Annotated in this window: 9 protein-coding genes; 1 reads left to right on the forward strand and 8 read right to left on the reverse strand. The window is 68.8% G+C overall.

Features of this window, described 5'->3' with window-relative positions; all coding sequences use genetic code 11:
* Positions 1–14 precede the first annotated feature (14 nt).
* The 7 genes from O3I_RS22935 to O3I_RS22965 form a co-directional block, all read right to left on the reverse strand.
* Positions 15–4340 carry a condensation domain-containing protein gene (locus O3I_RS22935; protein ID WP_014985369.1) on the reverse strand — a complete coding sequence of 1442 codons (4326 nt, stop codon included), beginning with the start codon at positions 4338–4340 and terminating at the stop codon, positions 15–17.
* Between the two features lie 8 nt (positions 4341–4348).
* Positions 4349–6205 carry a non-ribosomal peptide synthetase gene (locus O3I_RS22940; RefSeq protein ID WP_014985370.1) on the reverse strand — a complete coding sequence of 619 codons (1857 nt, stop codon included), beginning with the start codon at positions 6203–6205 and terminating at the stop codon, positions 4349–4351.
* Positions 6202–7224, reverse strand: coding sequence for an HAD-IIIC family phosphatase (locus O3I_RS22945; protein WP_014985371.1), 1023 nt, complete (start codon positions 7222–7224; stop codon positions 6202–6204). Before O3I_RS22945 ends, O3I_RS22940 begins: the two co-directional genes overlap by 4 nt.
* The gene (locus tag O3I_RS22950; RefSeq protein ID WP_041562789.1) at positions 7224–8207 is read right to left on the reverse strand and encodes a 3-oxoacyl-ACP synthase; all 984 of its coding nucleotides are present in this window, start codon (positions 8205–8207) and stop codon (positions 7224–7226) included. The genes O3I_RS22945 and O3I_RS22950 overlap by 1 nt, the downstream gene beginning before the upstream one ends.
* Entirely contained in the window at positions 8204–9298 is a 1095-nt protein-coding gene (locus O3I_RS22955; protein ID WP_014985373.1) for an acyl-CoA dehydrogenase family protein, read from the reverse strand. The genes O3I_RS22950 and O3I_RS22955 overlap by 4 nt, the downstream gene beginning before the upstream one ends.
* Complete coding sequence (locus O3I_RS46090; RefSeq protein WP_237748115.1) at positions 9298–9573, reverse strand: acyl carrier protein; 276 nt, start codon at positions 9571–9573, stop codon at positions 9298–9300. Before O3I_RS46090 ends, O3I_RS22955 begins: the two co-directional genes overlap by 1 nt.
* 139 nt (positions 9574–9712) lie before the next feature.
* On the reverse strand, positions 9713–10693 hold the full coding sequence (locus O3I_RS22965) for a tetratricopeptide repeat protein (RefSeq protein WP_041562790.1): 981 nt from the start codon (positions 10691–10693) through the stop codon (positions 9713–9715).
* 447 nt (positions 10694–11140) lie between these two features.
* Here O3I_RS22965 and O3I_RS22970 point away from each other — a divergent pair, with 447 nt between their 5' ends.
* Positions 11141–11872: a cyclase gene (locus O3I_RS22970; protein WP_014985376.1), complete on the forward strand. Its 732-nt coding sequence runs from the start codon at positions 11141–11143 to the stop codon at positions 11870–11872.
* Between the two features lie 64 nt (positions 11873–11936).
* On the opposite strand, the gene O3I_RS22975 is transcribed toward O3I_RS22970, so the two are convergent.
* Positions 11937–12635, reverse strand: coding sequence for a GntR family transcriptional regulator (locus O3I_RS22975; RefSeq protein WP_014985377.1), 699 nt, complete (start codon positions 12633–12635; stop codon positions 11937–11939).
* Positions 12636–12686: the final 51 nt, after the last annotated feature.

A 12686-nucleotide genomic window follows, 5' to 3' on the forward strand; every position in this document is an offset into this window, starting at 1 on the left:
GCTCGGTTCTTCGCTCACCGGGTCACCTCGGCTTCCGCGACGCAGCGCAGGGCGATGTCGGGCACTGGTTCCGCCGGGGTCGCCAACAGTCCGCGCACCAGCCGGACGAGATCCGCGGCCATCTCCCGCACCGTCGATTCATCGAAAAGTTCCTTCGCGTAGGTCAATTCCAGTGCGGTGCCGTCGGCGTCGCGGTCCAGCGCCAGCTCTGTTGCCGCGGTACGGGCATTCCGGTAGCGGATCGCCGAATCTCCTGCGGGGGCGGTCGGTTCCGCCAGTGCCGCCGCGGTCCGGGCGATCAACTCGGCGCCGTCCGGTTCGTCGGCCAGCTCGATCCGGGCCACACCCGTGGCCAACCCCACCGGCACCTGGTCGGCGCCCGCGTACCAGCTCAGCAGCGCCACCCACGCGGCGAGCAGCACCTCGTCGCCGAGTTCGGCATCGAGCGGCTGGTGCACCGTGCCCGTGGTGTATCGCACGGGAGCCTGACTTCTCGGCCGGTCCGTCGGGATATCCAGTGGCACACTACGTTCGGTGACGGCACCAGCCGACGGCACCGGCGCGACGGCCAGTTCGCCGATCGGCCGATCCGGCGCCGATGCGACGATCTCGGTGAGGATCTCCAGGTAGGTGGTCGCGAAACCCGCGGCCGTGCGCTGGGTGAACAGCTCGGTGCTGTACTCGAAACAGGCCAGCATGTCCTGGCCGTCGCTGCGGTCGTAGGTGATCAGGCTGAGATCGAATTTCGCTGTCCCGGAGGGCAGTCCGCCGAACGCATTGTGGATCGAGTGATCCAGATCGAAGAACTCCGTCTCGCCGGTGCCGAGCGGGTTGGCGGTCCCGCTGAGTTCCTGATGCACATAGAGCACGTCGAAAAGCGGCGTGCGCGACAGATCCCGCTGATCGTCGAGCGCGTTGACCACCCGCTCGAAGGGGATCTCCTGGTTCTCCAAGGCACCGAGCACGATCGAGCGCACCCGGCCGAGCAGGTCGGCCAGCGTCGCGGGCCCAGACAGGTTGGCCCGCAGCGCGACGGTGCTGTTGAAGAAGCCGATCAGCCCTTCCAGCTCACGCCGGGCGCGCCCCGTCGTCGGTGTGCCGACCACGAGGTCGCGCTGCCCGCTGCGCCGCGCCAGCAGCAGGTAGAACGCCGACAGCAAGACCACGAACAGCGAGACCGATTCGCGTTTGGCGACCACGCGGGCCTGCGCGAGCAGGGCGGCCGTCACCGTGAACGGCTCCAGATCGCCGACGAAGGTCTTGCGTTTCGGACGCGGGAAATCGGTGGGCAACTGGAGTTTCGGGGCGTCGCGCAGCAGGCTCGTCCAGTACTCGAGTTCGTGGTCGAGCGCGCCGGAGTCGAGAAGGTCGCGGTGCCAGCGCGCATAGTCGCGATAGCGCACCGGCAGCGGCTCCAGCGCCGCGGCCCGGCCCTCCTGACGGGCGGCGTAGAGCAGCGGAATCTCCCGGGCGAGAATGCCCGGGGTGGCCCCATCGGTGACGCAGTGATGGCAGGTCACCTGCAGCACATGGGTTTCCGGGGCCAGCGTCACCACCAGCACCCGGACCAGGGGGTCATGCGCCAGGTCGAACGGTGCGGTCGCCGCCTCGCGGATCAGCGCGCGCCCCGCGGCCACCGGGTCGGGCGCTGCGGACACGTCGGCGGTCCGGAAGAACTCGCCGAGCGAAGAACGCACCCGCACCACGGGCAGGCCGTCGACCTCCACGAGGTTGTAGCGCAGCGGTTCGTGCCGCGCGGCGAAGTCCTCGAAAGTGCCCTTGATCGCGGCGAAGTCGAACGCACCGCGCAGGACGTTGACCACCGGGTAGTTGTACAGGGTCGTGTCCGGCACGAGCTGGTGGTGAAACCACATGCGCTCCTGCCCCGGCGACATGACCAGCTCGTCGGTACGCGTGATCGGCGGAACGTCGCGGGCAGGTGCACCGGTCTCAGCAGCCGTGAGATCGGCGTGGCCACGCAGCATCTCGGCGAAATCGGCCACCCTGGGCTTTTCGTAGACTTCGAGCAGCTTGGGCCGGAAGCCGTAGCTCTCGGCGACCCGTTCGACCAACTGCACGGCGATGATCGAGTTGCCGCCGAGGTCGAAATAGTCGTCGTCCAACTCGATTTCGGCCTCGGTGTGCAGCAGTTCGCGCAGCACCTCGCGCAACCAGAGCGTCGGATCCGCAGGCGCGACGGGCGTGACGGCCACCACCTCCGGCGCGATCGGCCGCGCCGACGACGGCAGCTCGACCCAGCACCTGGTGCCGTGCAACGGATGTCCGGGCAAGCGCACGCGGCGGCCGTCGCCACCGTTCACCCCGGCCCAATCGAGATCGAGGCCGTGCTCGTAGAGGCGGCCGAGCAACCCGACCGCACCCGATTCCGCCGCGCCGAAGACGATCCGCGCGTCAGCCCGGCCCGCCAGATCCGCGGCGAGGAAACGTCCGAGAATGCCGTCGGTGCTCGGATCGACGAAGACGACCGGACCCTCGCGCAGCAGCGTCTCCGCGGCGGCGAGCAGCCGCGCGCGGTCCACCGCCGGATCGTCCGCCGCCGCGGCCAATTCGCCGGAGTCGACGGGTGCCGTGGATCCGAGCAATGCGCGGGACAAGAACTTGGACGCTCCCCCACTGAGGACGGCCGCGAATCGAATACCGCTCGCCCGCAACCGATTGTGCATTGCGAGTTGACCTGCGAGCACGTCGGCGACCGCCCCCACGGCGGGGATCTGTCCGGGCAGCGGCGCGGTCTCCTGACCTACTGGTCGCGCCCCGGGCGAGAGCAGCAGTGCGACGCGCGGCGCGACCAGTGGTTCCCGATCCGCCGCGACGTCGGGACCGCGCGAATCGAGTTGTGCGGCGACTTCGGCTGTGCTGCTCGCGATCACGGCGATGCGGTGCACGAAGTGCCGACGGCCGTGCCCCAGGGTGAAAGCGACATCCGGCAGTTCGACCGTCTCTGCCCGAAACTGTTCCGCCAGTTCGCGGCACAACTCGGTGAGCGCCTCCGGCGTCCGGGCGGACACCCCGACGAGACGTGGACGCGGCGTTGCTGCCTCGAGCGTCGGCGGTTCGGGTGCCTGCTGGACAACGCAATGGGCGTTGGCGCCGCCGAGGCTGTACGAGCTGACCCCCGCCAAGCGCGGTCGCGTGTCCGCCCACTCCCGTCCTCGGGTGAGCACCTCGATACCGGCGGCCGGCAGGTCGAGATCCCCGGTGGGACGGTGGAAATGCAGGGACGGGAACAACACGCCGTCCGCGACGGACAGCACCGCCTTGACCAGACCTGTGACCCCGGCGGCGTGGTCGAGGTGACCGATATTGGTTTTCACCGAGCCGATCGGCAGCGGTTCGGTGCGGCCGGCGAACGCGGCGCGCAGACCTTCGAGTTCCACGGCGTCGCCGAGCCGGGTCGCGGAGCCGTGCGCTTCGACGTATCCGGCGTCGGCGGGATCAGCCGCCGCGTTGCGCCAGGCCCGCTCGATGACCCGAGCCTGCGCGGCCGCGCTCGGCGTGCTGATGGTGACCGCGGAGTGGCCGTTGTGCAACACGGCGCTACCCCGGATGACGGCGTACACCGGCGCGCGATCGGCGCGGGCCCGCGCCAGCGTGGTCAGCAGCAGGGCCGCGCCGCCCTCGCCCGGCACCGTGCCGTCGGCGTCGGCGTCGAAGGCGCGCACCTGACCGCTCGGCGACGCGATCTCGGTCATCGTCTGCGCGGTCCACACCGGGGTGCCGCCGGCGCGCACGCTGACTCCACCAGCGAGCGCGTATTCCGCTTCGCCGCAGCGCAACTCGCGGCAGGCGTGATGGACGGCGACGAGCGAGGAATTGCAGCCGCTCTCGATGGCGTAGCACGGGCCGGTCAAACCGAGCAGGTGCGCGATCCGGGCGGGGGTGGCGAAAGGCAGGTTGCCCAGCATGCTCAGCGCCCCCGGGTCCACCGCCATCGCGTGGTAGCTGGGCATCGGCGCGCTGAACACCACAGCGGATGTCGCCTCGCGCAAGGTATCCGGCGCATAGCCCGCGTCCTCGATCGCCAGATGCGCCAACTCCAGCGCGATCCGCTGCTGCGGATCCATCAGGGCGGCTTCGCGTTTGGACAGACCGAAGAAGGCGTAATCGAAGCTGTGGATGTCGGTGAGGTGGCCCATCGGCAGGTAGTCGACGCCGCGGTCCAGCGCCGTGGCCTCGACCCTGGCGTCCGGCATGGGACCGATCGAGTCGCGCCCGCCCGCGAGGTTGGCGCGGAACCGCGCCAGATCAGGCGCGTCCGGGAAGCGGGCGCCGATGCCGACGATCGCGATGTCGTCGTCACGAAGGGAGAATGCGGTCACGATTTCCTCTACACCTCGAATGTCATCGGCGCACTGTCCGAGGGGCCGGCGGGCCGGACCGGGTCCGCTGCGAGCACGCCCGCCTGCGCGGCCACGGTGTCGAGATCGAACAGCATCCCCACCGAAATCGCGCCGGGCCAGCGGGCTTCCAGCCGCACGTGCAGCGCCACCACCCGGTGCGAGTTGCCGCCCACGTCCAAAAACCGTTCGTCGCGGTCGAATTCGTCGTGCACCAGAACTTCGGACCAGATCGCACCCACCGCCCGCTCTAGTTCGGTCCAGGTGTCGCGCGACGGTGCGGGCCGCCGCGACGGCGCGCGCAGCAGGGCGCGCAGGGCGGCCTCGTCCAGTTTGCTGCTGCCCGGCGCGATGGGCAGCACCTCGATCGCGACGAATCGCTCGGGGACCGACTCGGGCGCCAGATGCTGGGCGCAGTACGCGGTCAACGCACCGGTGCTCGGCGGGATCGCCGCGCTGTCCGCCGGCACCCAGAACGCGGCGAGGAACACCGCGTCGTCGGCGTCGCTCTCGGCCAGCACCACGGCCTCGCGCACCGCGGGGTGATTCTCCAGCACGGTCTCGACCGCGGCCCGCTCGATCCGGACGCCGCGCACCTTCACCTGGCTGTCGGCGCGACCGTGGAACTCGATGTCGCCGTGGGCATCCAGCCGCGCGAGATCACCGGTGAGGTACATGCGGGCGCCGGGTTCGGCGGCGAACGGATCGGCCACGAAACGGGTCGCGGTCAGACCCGGCCGGGCCGCGTAACCGTCGGTGACCTGTCCGCCGCCGAGATACAGGTCACCGCGCGCGCCGGAACGGACCGGTCGCAACGTGCCGTCCACGAGGTAGGCCGCCGTGCCCGCGGTGGGCGTGCCGATCGGCACGATATGGCGCTTGCTGTCCGAGACCACATGGCAGATACAGGTAACCGTGGCTTCGGTGGGACCGTACTCGTTGTGCAGCCGAGTGTCGGGCAGGGTCGCATAGTGCTCTTGCGCGAGTCGTGCCGGCACGACTTCGCCGCCGAGTGTCACGATCCGCAGCGTCGCCTTCCGTTCCGCCAGCCGAGGCAGCAGCAGCCGGTAGAACGAGGGTGTCGAGACCAGATGCGACACATGCTGCCGCACAGCCAGTTCGGCGACCGCTTCGACGTCGGGCAGCGTTCTGGCGTCGGGCAGCACGCTCGTACCGCCCACGGCGAGTGCCCAGGCCAAACCCATGAGCGACCCGTCCCAGATCAGGCGCATCGCCGAGAAAGTGACGAGTTCGCCCTCGGTGTGCGGATAGTCCCGCGAGCCGATCAGGGTGGCGAGATTCGCGCGCGAGACGACGACGACCTTCGGCAGACCGGTGGAGCCAGAGGTCGTGATCACATAGGCCGGGGCCCGCATGGGCGGCTGAGCGGGCAGCGCCAGCTCGGGTGTCGCTGCGGCCTCGGCAATGTCGAGCACCGCGGGCCCGGCCGACGGCGCAGCCGTGAGCGTGGCGGCGACGTCTGCGGGGGTGAGCGGGTCTTGCCCGTCGATGAGCACCGCGGCGCAGTCCGTCGCCGCCAGCACGGCTTGCAACGACTGCTCGCCGCGGTCCGGTTCGATCACACACCACGCGGCGGCGGCACGCAGCGCCGCGATCATGCCGACGACGGTGTCCAGATTCTGCCGCTGGTACACGATGACAGTCTGGCCCGGCCGCACGCCGGCGGCCACCAGCCGGCGTGCGAGAGACGCTGTGGCGGTGTCGAGTTCACGATAGGTGAGCGAGCGCGACCCGACCACGAGCGCCGTGCGATCGGGCACCCGTTCGACCTGGGACAGGATTCCGCTCAGCAGGTCGGTCGCCCGGCTGTCCACGGTCGTGCTCATCGCCGCACCTCGACATGGCTTGTGCCGCTGATGGTGTCCGACGGCGAGTGGTGGGCCAGCAGCATGCGGTCGGCGTGCTCGACCACTTCGAAGCCGGCGAAACGCAGTGATACCAGCATGATCCGGTTGCGCGGCGTCGCGACGAACTCCGCGGCCGGGCGCCGCCCCGCCGCCCTGGCCCGCCGGACCAGCTCGCCGATCAGCGCCGTCCCGACGCCACGCGACATCACCCGGCACGACATCAGCAGCAGGAGCAGCACGGCGTCGTCGCCGCGATGCTCGGTGACCGCGAGCCCGATCGTGCCGTAGCCGCCGAATCGATCGGTCAGCGTGGCGACCAGTACCTCGTGCCGGGGCGAGGCACACAATGCGCGCAACTCATCGATGTCGAACGTGGTGCCCGTCGTATTGAGTTGATGAGTGCGCACAGTCAGCTCGTTGGCCCGGACGAGGTCGTCTTCAGTGGCCTCCCGCACCGTCATCACCAGGTTCAGGGAGGCGAGAAACGCCGCGTCCGAGCCCTCGAAGTCCGACCGGGACTCTTCGCGAGCCCGCTCTGCGCGGTAATACGAACGGCGCTCCCGCGCTTCGGAAGTCGTGGTGCCCGGCGTGAACTCGGGCAACCCAGGCAGGTCGCCGATGCGGTCGGCCGGATAGCACCGCACCTCGGGAAAGGCGGCCGCCACCTCGGCCAGCTCGACCGGGTCGTTGTCGACGAACGCGATCGTGTCCCGGCCGATGTTCAGCGCCTCGGCGATGCGGCGGATCGCAGCCGACTTCGGGCCCCAGCCGATCTCGACCGCAGTGAACATCTCCTCGATCCCGTGCAATCGCAGATGCGCGGTGGTGACGTCGGTTTCGCCACGACTCGCGACGGCATGCAGGATCCCGCGTTCGTCCAGCGTCCGGATGGCATGCAGCGCTTCAGGTTTGGGGGCTCCGCCATCGGACTCGAGCACCACGCCCGGCCACACCGTGTCGTCGAGATCCCAGACCAGGCATTTCACCGTCGAATCCATCACACCCTCCGCACCAGGCCGGCGCTCCAGGCCGCGACCGGACTGCTGTTCACCAGCAACGCGTACTCCCCGATCGCCCGCGTAGCGGCCGCGGCTTCCAAATTGACCAGCATGTCCATCGAACCGAGGTGACCGTAGGCCGCGAGGTTGCTCCGGCACGCCTTGTCGACCTGACGGTCCAGCGCCTCCTCCCAGAAAGCGAAGGCGCCCGCCGACAGGTTCTGCATGATGATCGGTCCCACCGCGTCCGCGGGAATACCGTTGCGGTCCAACAGTTCCGCGATGATCATGTCGAGTCGCTTCTTGCTCTCCACCGCGAGCCGGAACGAATAGGTGGGTTCGTCCGCGCACTGCTCGGTCCAGGCGTCCGACGGGACGTCGCGGTAGTCGATCCGGAACAGGTCCGCGTATTTGCCGTCGCTGCGGACGATCTGGTCGACGAACTCCCAGCGTCCGGGGCCCGCGGCGGTGACGAGGACGGCTGCCGCGCCGTCCCCGAGCAGTGTCATCGGTGGCCGATAGCGCTGGGGTGTAGGGGTTTTGGCGGCGGTGACGACCAAGACCGAGCGACAGTGCGGGTCGGCGCGCACCAGTGCCGCAGCCATGGACAGCGCGGCGGACACCGACACACAGCCGAGATCACCGACGCCCGTGGTGAATGCGCGCCGCGCACCGAGACGGTGTTGCAGCCGGGTCGCCTCCGACGCCAGCAGATACTCGGGCGCACGACCCGTGACGAGCAGCAACGCATCGATCTCGTCGGCGCTGCGACCAGACTCGGCCAGCACCGCCTGCGCCGCTTCGGCGGCGAGATCGACCTCCGTGCATCCGTCTGCCGTCCGCACCGTATCGATACCCAAGGCCAGGGCGTGGTCCCGGCGCGGAGGCGGCAGCGCATCCAGCTCAGCCAGCCCGGACACGGCCGCGGTGGCGGCGGGAAACCAGGCCGCCACCGGACCGAGTAGTACAGGTCCGTTCCTCATCGCGCGCCCCGCAAGACGTGCTCACCCATCGCCACCTCGGCGACCTCCTGTGCTCCCTCGATGATCTGCATGACTTTGGCGTCGCGATAGAACCGACCGGCGCGACTGTCCGGGGCGCACCCGGCCGCCCCGAGCACCTGCACGGCGCGTGCGCTCACCGACGCCGCGGCGCCGGCCGCCACGTACTTGGCGGCGATGGTGGCGACGAGCGCGTCGGCCGAACCGGCAGCGCGGGCGGTGGCGGCCCGGGCGCACATCGCTTGTGCGCCTTCGACTTCCGCCGAGCACCGGCCCAGCGTCGCGCGGATCAGCTGGTGCTCGGCGAGCGCGGTGTCACCCTGCTTGCGGGTATTGGCATGTGCGGCAGCGTCATCCAGACAGGCTCGCGCCAATCCGACGCAGCCCCACCCGACCGTGAATCGTCCGTGGTCCAGGGCGGTGCCGAGGACATGGGAGAGACCGAATCCCGGCGGCGCGAGCAGTTGGGCGGCGGGAATGCGCACGCGGTCGAATCGGAGGTGCGCCTGCCGCGCGCCACGCAGGCCGAGCCCGCCCTCGACCGGTTGGATCGAGACGCCTGGGCGGTCTCGGTCGACGAGGGCCGCGCACAGACCGCCCGCCGAGGTGCCGAGCACCAGGAAGACGTCGGCGACCTGACCGAAGGTCACCCACATCTTCGAACCGGACACCAGCCAGTCTCGCTCGTCTTCTTCGAAAGTTGTTGCGACGTTGGCTAAATCGGTACCAGCACCGGCCTCGGTAGCGGCCAACGCGGCCACCGTCGTACCGGCGGCGAGCCGGGGCAGCCAGCGCTCGCGCTGCGCGACCGTCCCCCAGCGGTCCACCGCGGCGGCGACCATACCGTGCACGGTGAGCAACGAACGCAAACTCGTGCAGGCGCGGCCGAGAGTGGCGGCGAGCAGGCCGAGTTCGTGCGCGTCGAGACCGCCGCCGCCGAAGCGCACGGGCCGGTCCGCGCCGAGCACACCGCGGCCGGCTGCGAGCGCGATCATCTCGTCGGGCAATCCCTCCCGGTCCCAGCGGGCCGCATCCGTCGCGGCCGCCGCGACCAGGTCCGCGACGTCGAGCACTAGAGATCGCTCCCGGACAGTTTGCGTTCGACGAACGCCGCGGCACGTGCGGCCGTGCGGAAGTTGTCGAGCTCTAAATCCTCGACCTCGACGGTGATCCCGTAGGACTGTTCGACGTGGACCACGATCTCCAACGACCGCAGCGAGTTGACCAGTCCGAGCGCGAAGATGTCCTCGTCCGCACCCAACTCCCGAGCCGCCATCGACCCGAAGTACGCCAGCAACTCCCCCGTCAACTCCGCTCGGCGCTGCACCACCCGCTCACCGTGTTCCACCGACACTCGCTCTCTCGACGCGAACCAGACGGTGCGCCGCACAGGACCTGACCGCGTCCACGACACCATCGTCCGAGGTCACGAACAAGCCCTGGTTTCCATTGGCAAAGGAAGAAAAGGGGGTGCCACGGCCCGTCACTCAGCCCCGGCGGCGGTCCTCGCGCAGGCGGTCGATTGCCCTGGCTATCAGGGAGGCCCTGTCGACCAGACCGGACTTCTGTTGTTCGAAAGCGATCAGGCGTTCGGCGGTTGCGCGGCTGCCCATCACCATCTTCAGGAGCACCGCGTAGTCGCCCGCTGAACTCGACGGAGGCTTGCCGACCGTTCGAACAGGCGCGTTGACCATTGTCGGCCTTGGCTTTTCAGGAGTCTGCGCGGCCTTGCGGTACCATTCCTGGGCTTCGGCACTCTTACCGAGCTTGTCCAGCAACTCGGCCAGGCTGCACATCCTGCTCGTCTCACCGGCCTGGATTGCCCGGCGAAACCAGATTTCGGCTTCGTCGAGCTGATCACCCCGTTGCAGCACAGCGGCGAGACTACCCATGGCCTCGGGGTGCCCCGCGACCGCGGCACGGCGCAGCCAGAGTTCGGCTTCGTCCAGATCGTTCTGGCTGCGGATGCTGCGCAGCCAGCGCAGCGGCCGGCTCCGCCGATCGACTCGCCCTCGGAGCAGTCGAGCGAGATCGTTCATCGCGGCGGAATTGCCGCCCTCGGCGGCTCGACGAAGCCGGTCCTCCACGTTCCGCGGCTGCGGCACAGCGGGTTTCGCAGGAGCGAATCCTGGGGCAGGTGCGGCGGAGGGAGCCGGGTCCGGCGGACCATTGCGGTATACCGCCAACGCGACGAGGCCAACGAGCACAGCGAGCGCACCCACCCCCAACGCACCCTTCCCACTCTCGTGGCTGTTGCGTTGCGCCCGTACAGCCTGGTCATAGCTGGTGCCGCCGGCCTGCTCGCCGTTGCGGTACGTGTAGCAGATCGAATTCGGGGTCATGGGCCGCTCGTCGCACATCGGCGTCGCGTTCGGATCCTGCGACGACAGGTAGATACCCATACCGATCGAGATCAGCGCCACCGGTACCGCCACCACGCCTGCCAGCATCGCCACCAGGAACGCCAATTGCCGAAGAACCAACATCCCGCCCCGCTACCTAGTCTTGCGGCGCACCCGCGCCGGTCGCGAACACACGCTAGTTCTTCGCTCAGCACCGCTCAAGCCGAATAATGCGGAGCAAACGCGGAGTTCGTGCCCGGCGACTTTCACACCGCCACTCGCACGCTTCGTGCGTTGTACCCCGTTCGGGGCCCGATCCCCAAGCGAGTAACGAACTTGTCGACTGGATGATCAACTGCCCCTTCATATTCCGAGCCGGGTACGGACGTGCCTGGCTGCGCCCCCGGCGGTTCCCCAGTCAAATCCCCAGTCCGACAGCTTCTTCTGGGCTGTGCATGGTGCACATAATCGTTGTACCAATCAGAAGCATCCACATTTCGGATGAGGTCTGCTATCTCGCGGCCGGTGCGTCTCGGTCGGCCGTGCACCCGGAAAGAATCGTGAGGAACGGCGATGAACAGATATTCGGCGAATTTTGTTCGCGTATCCACTATTTCGGCGCTGGTATCGCTGGCGCTGGCACCCGCGGCACTATTGGCCGGGCCTGCCGCGGCCGACCCGGTGACGGTCAATTTCAAGTGCCAGGCCAAGCCGCCGATCGGCGCGCCGCAGGAATCGACGATGCCCATGCAGGTCACCGGTACGGCTCCGGCTACCGCGTCGCCCGGTTCGGCGGTCGCCATCAACCTTGTCGCGGGCCAGGGACAGATTCCCGCCGATCAGGGCGGATACAAAATCAATTACGTCCGCGACCTGAAACTGGTCGCCCCCTTCCCGACCAACTCGACCTATGTGTCCTCGTCGCTGACCGGCGGCACCGTCAAGGCGACGATCGACACCAGCGGCGGCAAGGCGGCGATCAAGGTGACCGACCGGCTGCCCGGCGGCTCGACATTCACGCTGCCCGCACTCACCGTGAATGTCACGGCAGGAAACTCCGGTTCGATCACCACCACGCTGGCCGGAACCAGTTACGCCGACCCCGGCCTGACCATGGTGGTCAACGCGCAGGCGGGCCCCTTCGCGGTGAACGTGCCGGTGTCGTGTTATCCGGACCCGGCACCGATCTTCACCACGACCGTCATCGGCTCCGGTAAGTCGTCACCGACGCCGCAGCCGGTCGAGCCGGGTTCCCCCGGCGTCTTCACGCTGCTCCCCAACCTGGGCCTGGGTCAGGATCGGTAGCCGAACGCTCACAGAAATCCCCTGCACTGCAGGGGATTTCGTCTGCCCGGGGCGCAAAAGCCCACTATCCCAAGGCACTACCTGACACGGGGTTGTTCAAACCGGTCGCGGTCAGCGTGAGGTGCCGGATCAGGATCTCGGCCGCGGCATCGCCATCGCGGGCCAGCGCCGCCTCTTCCAGGCGGCGGTGTTCTTCCACACCGTCCCGGTCCGGATTGCGCTGCGCGGACCAGCGGCGGGTCAACTCACTCGCGGTCCACATCCGATCGAAAGTCTCCAGCAGAACCGCATTGGCACAACCTTCCAGCAGCGTCCGATGGAAGGCGCGATGGGCTTCGGCCCATTCCGCGCTGTAGTGCTCGGGTTCTTCCGGCGTGTACGGCGGCGTGCGAGCCAAGCGGTGATGGGCGGCGCGGACGCGGGCCTCCCAGTCGAGATCGCCACGGGCGATGGACATTCGGAGCACGACCGGCTCGATCGTGCGCCGCGCCTCGGCTATCTCCTGCCAGCGCCGGTCGGAGGCGGCGGGAACGGCGAAGCCGCGGTTGTGCAGCCGGTCGGCGAGGCCATCGCCGACCACCCGCACGAGGGCCTCGCGCACGACAGCCAGACTCACCCCCTGTTCCTTGGCCAGATCCTGCGGCTTGAGCGCAGCGCCGGGCGCGTACACGCCACGCATGATCGCGTCCCGCAGATGTGCGTAGACCTGCTCGGAGAGCATCAACTTCCCCGGTGCGGCCGTGGATTCGTCCGTCTGCGTCATGCCATGAGCATAGACTATTGGACAGATAATCGATTATTAGTGCTATTGTCG

The sequence above is a fragment of the Nocardia brasiliensis ATCC 700358 genome (genome assembly GCF_000250675.2).
GTDB lineage: Bacteria > Actinomycetota > Actinomycetes > Mycobacteriales > Mycobacteriaceae > Nocardia > Nocardia brasiliensis_B.